Genomic DNA, 14094 nt, shown 5'->3' with positions numbered 1-14094 from the left:
TCGGACATCGCCAGAAGGAGTCCGTCGGCGGAGACCACCACCGTGTGGGACACCCCGGGGGTGTTGTCCACGAAGTTGGTGATCAACCAGTTCAGGTTCTGCGCCGCCTGGCTCATCGGGCTCACACTAACGCTCCTGATCGTAGGTGCTGCCGGGGCCGAAGCCCTGTTGGTCATGCTGGTCACGCCCGGGGGTCCCGGATCCCGCGTTGCGCCCCCGCTGGACGCCGCGGCGCAGATTGCTCAGCCTGCCGCGGATGTCCTCCGGGGCGCGGGAGACCTGGGGGCCGCTCTGTCCGGTCGGCTCCGCGGCGCCCTCGACCAGATTGGCCTTGGGCACCCGGCGGGGCAGGCCGGACGATGTGACCCCGCCGGCCTTCGGCTCGCGCAGCCGCTCGGCACGGTGCCAGCGCTGGTCGTTCTCCGACTGCCACGGGACACCGTCCTCCTGCTGCTGGGGAGCTTGATAGGGCCGCTCCGGCGCCACGGGCGCCGTCGGGTCCCCGATCATCCCCTGCGCCCCTGTTTCCTCGGACGGCTGCCACTGCTTGTCACGACGCGGAAGCCCGGCGTCGGTCATCGAGTGGATTCCGCTCGGGGAAGGGCCCGGACGGTGGAACTCTACGCGGTCCCGAGAAACTTCGGGAGCGCTGGGTCCCGATTCCGCTTCGGTCCCGAACTGCGACGCGTAGGGCATCTCGAAAGATCCGGAATCGCCCCACTCTCCCTGCTGAGAGGGTGAGTTGTAGCCGATGTACGGCTGCTGTTCGGATTCCGTTTGAGTTGTGTAATCCGCTTCCGGTTGCGTAAAGGCGGAATTCTGGTAGCCGGACTGCGCCAACGGATCGGAAGCGGCCTGGTCATGCCGCGGATCCTGCTCGGGCGGGGTGGCCCCCATTCCGCTGTACTGGCCCAGGAACTGGTTCTGCCCCTGGTCCCGGTCGTAGGCGGAGTCGTCGAAGCCCAGCTCGGCGGCGGTGCGCGAGGACAGCTCGGCCACGTCCTCGTAGGCGGGCGCGGGCTGCGGCTCGGGGACGATCCGGGAGACCGTGAAGTCGTCCTGGGGCAGCTCCTCGCCGCCACCGCCGTGAGTGATCGCCTCGGGCAGCATCACCAGCGAGGTGGTGCCCGCCAGCTCCCCGGAGGGGCGCAGCTGGACCCGGATGCCGTGCCGGTCGGCGAGGCGGCCGACCACGAACAGGCCCATCCGCTGGGACACCGAGGCGTCCACCGTCGGCGGATTGGCCAGCTTGTGGTTGATGTCGGCGAAGTCCTCGGCGGTCAGGCCGATGCCCTTGTCGTGGATCTCCACCATCACCCGGCCGTCGGGCAGCCGGGTCGAGGTGACCCGCACCTTGGTGTGCGGGGAGGAGAAGGTGGTGGCGTTCTCCAGCAGCTCGGCCAGGAGGTGCACCAGGTCGGTCACCGCGGTGCCGTGGATCTCGCTCTCGGAGATCCCGGCCAGCTCGATCCGCTCGTAGGACTCCACCTCCGAGGAGGCGGCCCGTAGCACGTCGATCAGCGGGACCGGCTGGTTCCAGCGCCGGCCGGGCTCCTCGCCCGCGAGGATCAGGAGGTTCTCGCCGTTGCGCCGCATACGGGTGGCCAGGTGGTCCAGCCGGAAGAGGTGCTCCAGCTGGTCCGGATCGGCTTCCCGGCTCTCCAGTTCGGAGATCAGGGTCAGCTGCCGCTCGATCAGTCCCTGGTTGCGACTGGAAAGGTTCGTGAAGATCGCGTTGACGCCGCCGCGCAGCATCGCCTGCTCGGCCGCGAGCCGGATCGCCTCGCGGTGCACCTGGTCGAAGGCGCGGGCCACCTCGCCGATCTCGTCCCGGGTGTTGATCGGTATCGCGCTGACCCGGGTGTCCACCCGTCCGGGGTCGGTGCGGGACAGCTGGCCGACCACCGCCGGCAGCCGGTTCTCGGCGACGTCGAAGGCGGCGTTGCGCAGTTGCCGCATCGAATGGCTCATCGAGCGGGCCATCCGGGCGGCCACCAAGAAGGCGGCGAGGAGCGCCAGCACCACGATCGCGCCGTTCACGATCGCATCGCGCCGGGCGTCCGAGGAGATCTGCGCCGCCTCGTCCACGGCCTTGTTCACCAGGGTCTGCTCGACGTCCCGGTAGGCGTTGAACTTGATCGTGGAGGCGTTGAACCAGGAGTCCGGGGTGATCCCCTGGGAGGCCAGCGCGGAGGGACTGGCACCGCTGCCCATGGCCTTGAGCATCTTGTCCATGCCGGGCGGTGCCACGAACTTCTTCCCGCCCGCCTCGGCCTTCCGCTTCGCCTCGGCGATTTGCGTCTGCGCACGCTTCTCCGCCGCCGTGAGGGTGTCCTCGAGCCGGGTCACGTCCTGCGGGGTACCGGCGGCCTCGAACTCCCCGAGCGCGATGCCCTCGAGATAGACGTACGAGGTGAAGGCGGTGAGCTGGGTCTTGCGGTCGGTCGCGGACGGGCCGGGCTTCACCAGCAGATGGGTGCCGATGGAGCGCTGCAGCGACTCCGCGCCCTTGGCCAGGGATACCGCGTAGACGGTACGGCCGTATGACGTGATATTGCCGGTGCCCAGGCCCAGTTCATTGGCGAACTCGATCAGCCCGTGCTCGACGGCGACATAGCCCTCTTCGGTCTTCACCCCGTCGAGGCGGTCGGTGTAGGCGTTCCGGCGCAGGGTGGCCAGCTGCGGCTCGGCGCCCCTGAACGCTTTGAGGCGGCGTTTCAAGGTCGGCGTCTGCGGCATGTCGGCGACGGCCTTGTCGAAATCCTTCTTCGCCGCGTCGCTGGCGGCCCGGGCCTTGGACACCGTGGCCTCGTTGGTGCCGCTGAGCAGCGGTCCCGCGGTCAGGTCGCGCTCGTTGACCAGGGCGTGGGCGTAGGTGGTGGCGGCCCGGACGACCTGGGCGGTGCGCTCGGCGTCCCGCGCCTCGTTCCAGGTGGAGACCGACGAGGCGACCTGGAAGCCACCGAAGACCAGAGCGACCAGCACGGGGATGAGCAGGATCGCGTACAGCCGGCCGCGCACCCGCCAGTTCCGAGGGGAGATCCGGCCACCACTGGGTGCGGGTGGCTCCACTGCCTCGGCGGGCGACGCCGCTGTGCCTGTACGCGGCGGCGGGGTGAAGTTCCCTCGCGCCTCTTGCGCGGGGTCCGGCTTGCTTCGCCTCACTCGACCAACAACCTCTCGGCATCGGCACCTGATTCGTGCCGTTCCCAGCTGAGCCCTGACTGCCCAGTTCAGCGAATTCCAGCACGCCGCACTGGTGCTTTCCAAACAGTGCGCAAAGCGCTCAGTGCGTTGTCTGGACCAGAGAAAAAAGGGGCGTTACGGCTGAGACATGTCGAATAACGAACTATTTGAGTGCGCACCGGAGCCGCGCGATCGCGCTCCGTATCGAGAGCCGGTGCATATCTCTGTCGAAACGTTATGAAGGACGAGCGGGCCGTGTCGTTCGACACAGCCCGCCGTACATCGGATTTCTGACAACTTCCGGCCGGCGGCCCCTACTTGAGTCGGGCCATCAGCGCATGCTCGACCAGCGTGATGAGCGCGCTCTTCGCCTCGCTGCGATGGCGCGCGTCGGTGGTGATGATGGGAGTGTCCGGGCCGATCTGCAGGGCCTCGCGGACCTCTTCGGGGTTGTAGGGCTGCTGGCCTTCGAAGCCGTTGAGGGCGATGACGAAGGGCAGCCCGGAGTTCTCGAAGTAGTCGACGGCGGGGAAGCAGTCGGCCAGCCGGCGGGTGTCCACCAGGACCACGGCGCCGATCGCGCCGCGGACCAGGTCGTCCCACATGAACCAGAAGCGGTCCTGGCCGGGCGTGCCGAACAGATACAGGATCAGGTCGTCGTCGAGCGTGATGCGGCCGAAGTCCATCGCCACGGTCGTCGTGGTCTTGTCCTGGACGTGGCTCAGATCGTCGATCCCCGCCGAGGCCGAGGTCATCACGGCTTCGGTGCGCAGCGGGTTGATCTCCGAGACCGCGCCGACGAACGTGGTCTTGCCCACGCCGAAGCCGCCCGCCACCACGATCTTCGCCGAGGTGGTCGCGCGGGATGGGGGAGCACCGCTAGAGCTTGCGAAGTCCACTGAGCACCCTTTCGAGCAGTGTCACATCCGGAGTGCCGCCCGCTTCCGAACCGCCCCCGGGCTGGTGGATCGCCACCATGCCGGCCTCCGCCAGGTCCGCCACCAGGATGCGTGCCACACCAAGGGGGATGTTCAGCAGCGCCGAGACCTCGGCGACCGACTTGACCTCCTGGCACAGGTGGCAGATCCGCTGGTGCTCGGGAAGGAGCCCCTGCAGATGCACGGGGTCGGCCGTCGTGCTGACCAGCGCCTCGATGGCGAGCTGGTAGCGGGGCCGGGTCCGGCCACCGGTCATGGCATAGGGGCGCACCAATGGCTGGTCGCCTTCACCCCCGTACGGCGATTGGTGATGGCCGCCGTACGGGCCGGGCGAGGCGGGGGGCGGGGTCATGGATCCTCCGGTCGGACAACAAGGTGACGGTGGTGCCGTCGGTCGGTGCCGGTGGGGGGCCGCCCGGCCGTGTGGCCGGGCGGGCGGGCGTCGGATGGTCGTTGGATCAGTTCAACAGGCTGCCCTGGAGTTCGGCACGCAGGTCCGGGGTGAGGACGTTGCCCGCGCGATCGACCAGCAGGGCCATCTCGTAGCCGACGAGGCCGATGTCGCAGTCGGGGTGTGCGAGCACGGCGAGGGAGGATCCGTCGGAGATCGACATGATGAAGAGGAAGCCTCGTTCCATTTCGACGACGGTCTGGTTGACCACGCCGCCTTCGAAGATGCGGGAGGCTCCGGAGGTGAGCGAGGTCAGGCCGGAGGCCACCGCCGCCAGTTGATCGGCTCGGTCACGGGGGAAGCCTTCGGACATCGCCAGAAGGAGTCCGTCGGCGGAGACCACCACCGTGTGGGACACCCCGGGGGTGTTGTCCACGAAGTTGGTGATCAACCAGTTCAGATTCTGCGCCGCCTGGCTCATCGGGCTCAACTAACGCTCCTGCTGGTAAGTCGGGCCAATGCCGCGATCATGGTTGTCGTCGGGTCCGGTACCGGCCCGGCGACCCTGCTGGATCCCACGGCGGAGGTTGGTCAGCCTTCCGCGTACATCATCGGGCGCGCGAGACACCTGCGGCCCAGTCCGTTCGGGCTGCTGCGGCTGCTGGTGTGCGGCGCCCTCCACGAGGTTTGCGCGCGGCACCCGCCGTGGCAACCCGGACGACGTGATACCGCCGGCCGCGGGTTCGCGGATCTGCTCGGCGCGGCGCCAGCGCTCGTCGTTGTGGGGCGACGTACGCCAGTGGGAACCCGTACTCCGGCCGTTGAGACCGGCGCCGCCCGGGGCGCCCGATCCGGCGAAGTCCCCCGGGCCCTGGGACGCCGGCTGCGGCTCGCGGGGCGAGGAGGGCGGTACGGCCGAGGCGGGCCGGCCGGGGGTGGGCTCGGGCGCGGAGGGCGCGGACGGGAACGACCGGCCCCCGTCCCGCGGGCCCGAGTTGCCGGGGTCCACGACCTGGTGGTGCTGCCAGGTCGACTCGATGGTGTCGAAGATCGGGGTACGGCCGTCGCCGGGACCGGCGGCGGGCGGCAGCGGGTCGTTCGTGCGCCGGTCGGACTCGCCCCGGGAGTCCTGGGGCAGCGCGTACTCGCCGGTGCCGCTCATGTTCGGGCGGGGGAATTCGCCGGTGTCGCCGGGGCCGCCCATGTTCGGGCGGGGGAATTCGCCGGTGTCGCCCGGACCGCCCACGTTCGGGCGGGGGAACTCGCCGGTGTCGCCGGGGCCGCCCATGTTCGGGCGCGGGAACTCGCCCGTGTCACCCGGGCCGCGGCCGCCGCGCGGTGCGGCGTCCTCGAACCGGGGCTGGGCGTACTCACCGGTGTCGCCCGGACCCTGGCCGAACTCCGGACGGGCGAACTCGCCGGTGTCGCCCGGACCGCGGCCGTAGTCGGGGCGGTTGAACTGACCGGTGTCGGACAGCCCCTGCCCGGCCTGCGGCCCGTTGGGCGCGCGGCGCGGCTCGAACATGCTGGGGCCGTCGGTCAGCTGCGGCAGCTCGCCGGTGTCGCCGGGGCCGCGGTTGCCGAACGGATCGCGCCGCTCCGACGGGCCGCCGAGCTCCGGACGGGCGAACTGGCCGGTGGACTCGTACTCCTCGTGCCCGCGCGGGGTGTCCCCGGCGTCGCGCGGAGCGCCCGGCCAGTCGTCCTCACCGGACGCGCGGCGCGCGCCCCAGCTGGTGCCGGGCTGCGCGGGGGCCGGAAGCTCGGGCGCGGGGCCGCGGGTGGGCAGCTGCGGGCGGCCGCCCTGGTCGCCCCCGTCGGCGCGGGCCGGGGCGCCGGTCGGCGGGGCGACGGTCGGGTTCTCGCTGCGGGTCGGATGCGGGGGACGGCCGGAGGGGGTGCCGGGGCCGCCCTGCTGACCGCCGGGACCGGAGGGGGCGTTGGTCCGGGGTCCGGGAGGCCGCCCGCCCTCGAAGAAGTTGGTGCCGCCGGACGGGGCGCCGCCCGCGGGGCCCGCACCCGCGCCGACCGGCCGGGTCGGCAGTCCGCTGCCGCCGCCGTTGCCCGGCAGCGCGGCGCGCGAACCGGAGCCCGGGACCTGGCGCCGCGAGGGCGCCGAGCCGAGCAGTCCCGCGCCGCCGCCCTGGGCACCGCCGGTGCCGGCGCCCGGTGCGCCCTGGCCCGCCTGGCCGCCGGCGGCCTGCGAGGCCGGCTTCCGACCGCCCTGGGCGACATCGACCGGCAGCATGACCAGCGCCGTCGTACCGCCCGAGTCGGACGGCCGGAGCTGGATGCGGATGCCGTGGCGCAGCGAGAGGCGGCCGACCACGAACAGGCCCATGCGCCGGGAGACCGACACATCGACGGTGGGCGGGGAGGCCAGCCGCTCGTTGATCGCCGCCAGGTCCTCGGGCGAGAGCCCGATACCGGTGTCGTGGATCTCGACCAGCACCCGCCCGTCGGGCAGCGCGTGACCGGTGACCTTGACCTTGGTCTGCGGCGAGGAGAAGGAGGTGGCGTTCTCCAGCAGCTCGGCGAGCAGGTGGACGAGGTCGTTGACGACCCGGCCGGCGACCTCGGTCGCCGGGACCGAGCTGAGCTCGATGCGCTCGTACTGCTCCACCTCGGAGGCGGCCGCGCGGAGCACGTCCACCAGCGGCACCGGGCGGGTCCACCGGCGGCCCGGCTCCTCGCCCGCGAGGACCAGGAGGTTCTCGCCGTTACGGCGCATACGGGTGGCGAGGTGGTCCAGCTTGAACAGCGAGGAGAGCTGGTCCGGGTCGGCCTCGCGGCTCTCCAGCTCGGAGATGAGCGAGAGCTGGCGCTGGATGAGGCCCTGGCTGCGGCGCGAGAGGTTGGTGAACATCGCGTTGACGTTGCCCCGCAGCAGCGCCTGCTCGGCGGCCAGCCGGACCGCCTCGCGGTGCACGTCGTCGAAGGCCGCGGCCACCTTTCCGATCTCGTCCCGGCTGTGCACACCGACGGACTCGACGGAGGTGTCCACATCCTGCGGATCGGACTCGGAGAGCTGCTTGACCAGTTCGGGCAGCCGCTTCTGGGAGACCTCCTGCGCGGTGTCCTGGAGACGGCGCAGCGAGCGGACCATGGAGCGGGCGACGACGAAGGCGCCGACCAGGGAGACGCCGAGGACCAGCAGGATCAGCGCACCGTTGAGGATCGCGTCCTGCTGGGCGGAGTCGCGGAGCTCACGAGCCTTCTGCTGCATCTCGCTGAGCAGCGTTTCCTCGATCTTGCCCATCTCTTCGATCTTGATGCTGTCCTGGTCGTACCAGTCAAGATCGGTCCGCTTCTCCGCCTTGAGCCCCTCGGGGTCGCGCACCGCGCGGTCGGCGTACATGGTCGCCGCCTTGATGTCGGGGCGGCTGTCCAGCGGTTCGAGCAGGTCCTCGGAGTTGCCCTGGCGGATCTGCTTGAAGCGGCCGAGCGCCTCGTTCTCCTTGTCCACCGCGGTCCTGGCGAAGCGGCGGTCGTTGGCGGAGAAGTCGGCGCCCTTGGGGTCGGCGAGAGCGGCGCTGATGAGCGCGCGCTGGATGGAGGCGTACTCCTTCGCGGAGGAGAAGGTGGCGAGCGCGCGGGTGTTGTTGATCATCGCGCGGTTGCTGGTCGCCTGCGCCATGTCCTGGGAGAGCGACAGCAACGAGTTGATCAGCTCGTTGTAGTTCTGGACCGTCAGCGAGTAGTACTGGCTGTTTTCGTAGGCCGTGTCCCGGACCTCGTTGATCTTGCCGAGCTGACGGTCGATGTTGACGAGCGTGGACTGCACACCGGCCAGCGACTGGTCACCGGGGTCGATCTGGTGGGTGGCCTCGCGGAACGCCGCGATCGAGCGGTTGGTGTCCTCGCGGGTGGAGACGACCCGGTCGTCCTTGTCGTTGCCCTTGCCCGCCAGCGGACCGGCCGACTTGTCGCGCTCCTCCTGGAGCGCGCTGGCCAGCTGGGTGGCCTGCTGCGTCATCTCGGTGAGCAGCTTCATCTGGTCCAGCTGCTGGATGTTGTCCAGCGAGCCCTCGATGCGCAGCGCCCCCAGCGTGGTCGCGGCGACCACGGGGAGCGCGAGCAGGGAGACCAGTCGGGTGCTGATGCGCCAGTTGCGCAGGGCCATGCGGCTGCCGGGCCCGGTGGGGCCGGAGGGCTTCGCCTTGGCCGGTGGCTCCGTGGCATCTCCGCCGCCACCACCGCCGCTGGGCGCACTGATCCGGGTAGCGCTCTGCGCACCGGCATCGGGGCTCTGATCGCCCAGCGTCCTGCCGCTGCTCACCTGGGCGCGCTGGGGCGTGGCGCCGCGGTCGGCCGCGCCGCGCGGCTCCGGGTCCGCCGAAGCTTCCCCTCGGCCCTGGCGGGCCTGGGGAGCCCCCATACCATCCCTCTTGAAACGTCCCTGCACTAGCGTCGCAACCTCTGGACCAGGCGCCCCACCGGCTTAAGCGGCGGAGCGGTGTCGAGTCGTGGGGGACCGCGATCCCCCCTGTCGGTCGTGAGTGACCGGCGCGCATCCTTTCGTGTCGAGAAGAGGCGCCCCCGCCGCTCGGCGCCTCTGAACGTTGCGCCCCCGTGCGCGCCGGTGATTCCCGCGGCGGTCCCGGGAATTCCAGCACAGTGCCGGATGCTGCAACAAGGGCAATGGATAAGGCTGTGATGCGCGTGACGCTCAGTGCGGACTTTATTACGGGACGTAGAAAGTCATGTCGGCGATAGCGGACTTTCGGGTACGAATCGAATGACGCGACCGGGTGTCCGGCTAGCGATGATCAAGAGCGGAACGTCAGGTTCGGGTAGGCGATGTCCGTTTAGCGCGATTAGGTAACTGTCTTCTATGTCGCATTTGCCTGATCGTTCGTGAGCAATATCACATGCTGGCGGCGACTTTTCCTGCGAATCGATGGGCAAGGCCGCCTCTAGCCTGACGCTTTACACAGCCGGCACGAACGACAAGAGCGAGGCGTACACCCCAGTGAAGACGACGATGATGTTCCACTCCATAGCCAACCCGCGGCGCACCACCCTGGCCCATGTCAAGGACGTCCAAGAGCTCAAGGACGCCAAGGGCATCGCCGAGGAGGTCGAGGACACCGGCGCGCCCGAGGAGCAGCCGGAGCACCGCGTCGATCTGCCCAACCGGACCGCGAACCCCAAGCGCACCGTGCTGACCGAGACCCCGGGCAACTGACCCCCGGGGCCGTGGTGGGCGCCACCACCTCGGCAGGCGGGACGGCGGCGCGCGGGACGCGGAGCGATAGCCTGGGGCGTCAGTCTCCAGCGAGTTCAGTCAGGAGCCAGGGCTTCCCGTGCGCATCGCCAGATTCTCCATCGACGGCAACGTCGCCTTCGGCGTGGTGGAGGGCGAACCGTCCGATCCGGACGGCCCCGTCATCGACATCATCAAGGGTCACCCCTTCGCCGAATTCGAGCGCTCGGGCCAGAAGGTCCCCCTGAGCAAGGTCCGGCTGCTGCCGCCCGTCCTGCCGAACAAGGTCGTCGGAATCGGGCGCAACTACGCCGAGCACGCGGCGGAGCTGGGCAACGAGGTCCCCGACGTCCCGGTCGTCTTCTTCAAGCCGTCCACCTCGGTGGTCGGCCCAGGCGACCCCGTCGCGTACCCCTCCTTCTCCTCCGAGGTGCACTACGAGGCCGAGCTGGCCGTGGTCATCGGACGGATGTGCCGCGAGGTTCCGCGCGACCGCGTCCAGGACGTCATCCTCGGCTACACCTGCGGCAACGACATCACGGCCCGCGACGCCCAGCGGCGCGAGAAGCAGTGGGCGCGGGCCAAGGGCTTCGACACCTCCTGCCCGCTGGGCCCCTGGGTGGAGACCGATATCGACCTGACGCGCGCCGGCGACCTCGGCATCATGTGCACCGTCAACGGTGAGCAGCGTCAGCTCGGCCGTACGAGCGAGATGGTGCGCCCGATCGAGGACCTGATCGTGCACATCACCGAGGCGATGACCCTGCTCCCCGGCGACGTCGTGCTCACTGGCACCCCGGCGGGCGTCGGCCCGCTCTCCGTCGGCGACGAGGTCGCCGTCACCATCGAAGGCATCGGCACTCTCACCAACAAGGTGATCAAGCGTGGCTAGCGCACCCTCCTCCGCCCCCGTGCGGGTTCGTTTCTGTCCCTCGCCGACCGGCAACCCCCATGTCGGCCTGGTCCGCACGGCCCTGTTCAACTGGGCCTTCGCCCGTCACCACGGCGGCACCCTGGTGTTCCGCATCGAGGACACCGACGCCGCGCGCGACTCCGAGGAGTCCTACACCCAGCTGCTGGAGGCCATGCGCTGGCTGGGCTTCGACTGGGACGAGGGCCCCGAGGTCGGCGGTCCGCACGCGCCCTACCGCCAGTCGCAGCGGATGGACCTCTACCGCGAGGTCGCGGAGAAGCTGCTGGAGGCGGGCCACGCCTACCGCTGCTACTGCACCGCCGAGGAGCTGGAGGAGCGCCGCGAGGCGGCCCGCAAGGCCGGCCGGCCCTCCGGCTACGACGGGAAGTGCCGCACCCTGACCGCCGAGCAGATCGCCGGGTACGAGGCCGAGGGACGCGCCTCGATCGTGCGCTTCCGGATGCCGGACGAGCCGATCACCTTCACCGACCTGGTGCGCGGTGAGCTGACCTTCGCCCCCGAGAACGTCACGGACTACGGGATCGTGCGGGCCAACGGCGCGCCCCTCTACACGCTCGTCAACCCCGTCGACGACGCGCTGATGGAGATCACACACGTACTGCGCGGCGAGGACCTGCTCTCCTCCACCCCACGGCAGATCGCGCTCTACCGCGCGCTCGCCGAGATCGGTGTGGGCGGCGGCACGGTGCCCGCCTTCGGCCACCTCCCGTATGTCATGGGCGAGGGCAACAAGAAGCTCTCCAAGCGCGATCCGCAGGCCTCGCTGAACCTCTACCGGGAGCGTGGCTTCCTCCCCGAGGGGCTGCTCAACTACCTCTCCCTGCTGGGCTGGTCGCTCTCCTCCGACCGGGACGTCTTCTCGCTGGAGGAGATGGTCGAGGCGTTCGACATCTCGGCGGTGAACGCCAACCCGGCGCGCTTCGACCTCAAGAAGGCCGAGGCGATCAACGCGGACCACATCCGGCTGCTGGATGCGAAGGCGTTCATCGAGGCGTGCGAGCCCTGGCTGAAGGCCCCGCACGCGCCGTGGGCCCCGGAGGCCTTCGACGCGGCCGCCTTCGAGGCGCTGGCCCCGCTGGCCCAGACCCGGCTGACGGTCCTGTCCGACATCACGGCGAACGTGGACTTCCTCTTCCTCGACCAGCCGGTGGCGGACGAGGCGTCCTGGGCCAAGGCGATGAAGCCGGGCGCGGACGCGCTCCTGGCCTCGGTCCGCGCCCGGCTCGCCGAGGCGGACTGGGACGCCGAGACCCTGAAGGCCGAGGTCCTCGCGGCAGGTGAGGAGCACGGTCTGAAGCTGGGCAAGGCCCAGGCGCCACTGCGCGTCGCGGTCACCGGGCGCACGGTCGGGCTGCCGCTGTTCGAGTCCCTGGAGGTCCTGGGCCGTGAGCGCACGCTGGCCCGGGTCGACGCGGTGCTGGCCGAGCTGGCCGGGTAGGTGAGTGAGGCGCCGCTCGCGCCCGCGAGGCGGCGCCACTCGCGGTGATACCCGTTTTGGTGGCCCGTCCACCATCGGGTAATGTTCTTCCTGCGCCGGACGGGCCGCCGAGAGGTCGGACCGGAGACGCAAACCAAACAAAACCCCTTACGGGGGTGGCGTTTTGGTGGGGTATGGTGTAATTGGCAGCACGAGTGATTCTGGTTCACTTAGTCTAGGTTCGAGTCCTGGTACCCCAGCAAGAGATCTCCCGGATGTCCGGTGGATCTCTTGATCAAAGCAGGACCAAGCCCCCGTTGTGTAGCGGCCTAGCACGCTGCCCTCTCAAGGCAGTAGCGCCGGTTCGAATCCGGTCGGGGGTACGGATCTCTTCGCGAGACGGAGATCGCTAGAGCCCCCGTTGTGTAGCGGCCTAGCACGCCGCCCTCTCAAGGCGGTAGCGCCGGTTCGAATCCGGTCGGGGGTACTGGTCTATACCATGGGCTATGGTGTAATTGGCAGCACGAGTGATTCTGGTTCATTTAGTCTAGGTTCGAGTCCTGGTAGCCCAGCGCAGCACCAGTGCTGATTCAGGCCCCCGTTGTGTAGCGGCCTAGCACGCCGCCCTCTCAAGGCGGTAGCGCCGGTTCGAATCCGGTCGGGGGTACCAGCGAAAAGCCCTCCGCGACAGCGGGGGGCTTTTTCGTGTCCCGGTCGTTCCCCCGGCGCCTGATCACTCCTTGAAGCGACGGCCGGATTCCTCGGTTTGTGCCAGCCGCCGCAGGCTGAGCAGCACCGGTTCATAGAGCACCGTCAGTGCCACCACCGCCTCGACCCGCTCGGGCGGGGTGTCGTAGGTCTCCACCAGGTCCAGGTCGGCGACGGCCAGTTCGCCCGCCAGCCGGGCGTGCACCAGCAGATGCTCGGTGTCATGGGGGTACCCCAGGCGGTCCAGGGAGGCGACGGCCGCCACCAGCATCCGGTAGGCGGGGGAGGTGTCGCCCAGTTCCTGGCCGTAGGACCAGCCCATCCGTCGCAGCACGGTGTCCACCTGCGCACGGGCGCGCGCCGCGTGCGGATCGTCCTCGTCGGGCTCGGGGTCGTGCGGCAGTGCCCAGATCGCGGCTCCCATCCGGGTGTTCTGGCTGAGCGACTCGTCCTCGGCGGCCGCCAGCACCTCGCGCGCCGTGGCCACCGGCATCCGGCCGACCTGGATCAGCGAGCGCACCAGCCGCAGTCTGCGCAGATGCTCCTCGCCGTACTCGGCCTGGGTGGCGGTGATCCGCTCTCCCGGCGGCAGCAGCCGCTCGCGCAAGTAGTACTTGATCGTCGCGGTGGGCACTCCGCTGCGCTCGCTGAGCTCCGCCAGTCGCATCCCTGTTGCACCTTCCATTGGAGAGTGACACTATCTAAGAGTTGGATAGTGTCGCTATCCAAGTCTATCCCGTATGTGGGGAACGAGGGGATCACCATGGGTACCGAGCTGCTCGCCGGCCGTATGACCGCCGAGGCCGAGGGGGAGGTCACCGTCTTCCTGATCGGCATGCGCATCAACCGCTTCCGTGCGCTGCGGAGCTGGCTGCCGGTCTTCCGGGCGATGCCGCGGATGCTCCGCGAGCTGTCGCGGGACGAGGAGAGCGGGATGCTGGGCTATCAGGTGCTGTTCGGCGCGCCGCGGGTGCTCTACGTGGTCCAGTACTGGGACTCGCACGAGCGGCTGCTGGAGTACTCGGTGGCCCAGGACAAGGAGCACCGTCCCGCCTGGGCGGCGTTCAACCGCAGGCTGCGGGAGGGCAAGGGCAAGGTCGGCTTCTGGCACGAGACGTATGTCGTACCGGCCGGGGCGCATGAGGCGGTCTACATCAATATGCCGGCGTTCGGCCTGGGTCAGGCCACCGGAGTCGTCCCCGGGGGGGGCCCCCGGGGGCGGGCGGGGCGCGCGCCCAGACACGGGTGTCCCCCCCGGGGCCGGATCTGTTCGTGCTCGATGTGTTGCTGCCCGGGATCGACGGCTTCGAGGTG

The 14094-nt window shown here is 69.9% G+C and carries 11 protein-coding genes and 5 tRNA genes; 9 read left to right on the top strand and 7 right to left on the bottom strand.

What is annotated here, in order from left to right:
• The 6 genes from ACFXB5_RS44665 to ACFXB5_RS44640 all read right to left on the bottom strand — a co-directional run.
• Positions 1 to 116 (bottom strand): roadblock/LC7 domain-containing protein (locus ACFXB5_RS44665; RefSeq protein ID WP_302888475.1); only part of this gene is annotated, 116 nt, incomplete at its 3' end.
• Positions 117 to 126: 10 nt separating this feature from the next.
• On the bottom strand, positions 127 to 3165 hold the full coding sequence (locus tag ACFXB5_RS44660; protein ID WP_385219571.1) for a nitrate- and nitrite sensing domain-containing protein: 3039 nt from the start codon (positions 3163 to 3165) through the stop codon (positions 127 to 129).
• A 335-nt stretch (positions 3166 to 3500) separates the two neighbouring features.
• On the bottom strand, positions 3501 to 4085 hold the full coding sequence (locus ACFXB5_RS44655) for an ATP/GTP-binding protein (protein ID WP_201850934.1): 585 nt from the start codon (positions 4083 to 4085) through the stop codon (positions 3501 to 3503).
• The gene (locus ACFXB5_RS44650) at positions 4066 to 4476 is read right to left on the bottom strand and encodes a DUF742 domain-containing protein (RefSeq protein ID WP_014055140.1); all 411 of its coding nucleotides are present in this window, start codon (positions 4474 to 4476) and stop codon (positions 4066 to 4068) included. Before ACFXB5_RS44650 ends, ACFXB5_RS44655 begins: the two co-directional genes overlap by 20 nt.
• Positions 4477 to 4582: 106 nt before the next feature.
• Complete coding sequence (locus ACFXB5_RS44645; protein ID WP_167442334.1) at positions 4583 to 4996, bottom strand: roadblock/LC7 domain-containing protein; 414 nt, start codon at positions 4994 to 4996, stop codon at positions 4583 to 4585.
• A 9-nt stretch (positions 4997 to 5005) separates the two neighbouring features.
• The gene (locus ACFXB5_RS44640) at positions 5006 to 8893 is read right to left on the bottom strand and encodes a nitrate- and nitrite sensing domain-containing protein (protein ID WP_385219569.1); all 3888 of its coding nucleotides are present in this window, start codon (positions 8891 to 8893) and stop codon (positions 5006 to 5008) included.
• 594 nt (positions 8894 to 9487) lie between these two features.
• On the opposite strand from ACFXB5_RS44640, the gene ACFXB5_RS44635 reads away from it, so the two are divergent.
• From ACFXB5_RS44635 to ACFXB5_RS44600, 8 genes are all read left to right on the top strand, one after another.
• On the top strand, positions 9488 to 9703 hold the full coding sequence (locus ACFXB5_RS44635; protein WP_385219567.1) for a hypothetical protein: 216 nt from the start codon (positions 9488 to 9490) through the stop codon (positions 9701 to 9703).
• Positions 9704 to 9821: 118 nt separating this feature from the next.
• Positions 9822 to 10613 (top strand): fumarylacetoacetate hydrolase family protein, encoded by a 792-nt coding sequence (locus tag ACFXB5_RS44630; RefSeq protein ID WP_020868197.1) that lies wholly within the window; start codon positions 9822 to 9824, stop codon positions 10611 to 10613.
• A complete protein-coding gene (gene gltX / locus ACFXB5_RS44625; protein ID WP_385219565.1) occupies positions 10606 to 12093 on the top strand; it encodes a glutamate--tRNA ligase in 1488 nt (495 codons plus the stop codon). The genes ACFXB5_RS44630 and gltX overlap by 8 nt, the downstream gene beginning before the upstream one ends.
• Before the next feature lie 167 nt (positions 12094 to 12260).
• Positions 12261 to 12332, top strand: a tRNA-Gln gene (locus ACFXB5_RS44620).
• Between the two features lie 50 nt (positions 12333 to 12382).
• Positions 12383 to 12455: transfer RNA gene (locus ACFXB5_RS44615), tRNA-Glu, on the top strand.
• A 31-nt stretch (positions 12456 to 12486) separates the two neighbouring features.
• Positions 12487 to 12559 (top strand) — tRNA-Glu (locus tag ACFXB5_RS44610).
• A gap of 13 nt (positions 12560 to 12572) precedes the next feature.
• Positions 12573 to 12644, top strand: a tRNA-Gln gene (locus ACFXB5_RS44605).
• Positions 12645 to 12666: 22 nt separating this feature from the next.
• A tRNA-Glu gene (locus ACFXB5_RS44600) sits at positions 12667 to 12742 on the top strand.
• A gap of 63 nt (positions 12743 to 12805) precedes the next feature.
• Here ACFXB5_RS44600 and ACFXB5_RS44595 read toward each other — a convergent pair.
• Complete coding sequence (locus tag ACFXB5_RS44595) at positions 12806 to 13447, bottom strand: MerR family transcriptional regulator (RefSeq protein ID WP_385219563.1); 642 nt, start codon at positions 13445 to 13447, stop codon at positions 12806 to 12808.
• A gap of 96 nt (positions 13448 to 13543) precedes the next feature.
• On the opposite strand from ACFXB5_RS44595, the gene ACFXB5_RS44590 reads away from it, so the two are divergent.
• On the top strand, positions 13544 to 14094 hold a 551-nt coding region (locus ACFXB5_RS44590), incomplete at its 3' end, for a DUF4188 domain-containing protein (RefSeq protein WP_385219561.1).

This window comes from Streptomyces sp. NPDC059455 (assembly GCF_042750115.1).
In the GTDB taxonomy this organism is placed as follows: Bacteria; Actinomycetota; Actinomycetes; order Streptomycetales; family Streptomycetaceae; genus Streptomyces; species Streptomyces endocoffeicus.
Note: the sequence above shows the minus strand (reverse complement) of the source record. Positions and strands in the feature narration are given on the sequence as shown.

What these genes read in the sequence shown, in the direction of transcription:
- ACFXB5_RS44650 (WP_014055140.1), bottom strand. Translation starts at nt 4,476, where the DNA reads ATGACCCCGCCCCCCGCCTCGCCCGGCCCGTACGGCGGCCATCACCAA.
- ACFXB5_RS44645 (WP_167442334.1), bottom strand. Translation starts at nt 4,996, where the DNA reads ATGAGCCAGGCGGCGCAGAATCTGAACTGGTTGATCACCAACTTCGTG.
- ACFXB5_RS44640 (WP_385219569.1), bottom strand. Translation starts at nt 8,893, where the DNA reads ATGGGGGCTCCCCAGGCCCGCCAGGGCCGAGGGGAAGCTTCGGCGGAC.
- ACFXB5_RS44595 (WP_385219563.1), bottom strand. Translation starts at nt 13,447, where the DNA reads ATGCGACTGGCGGAGCTCAGCGAGCGCAGCGGAGTGCCCACCGCGACG.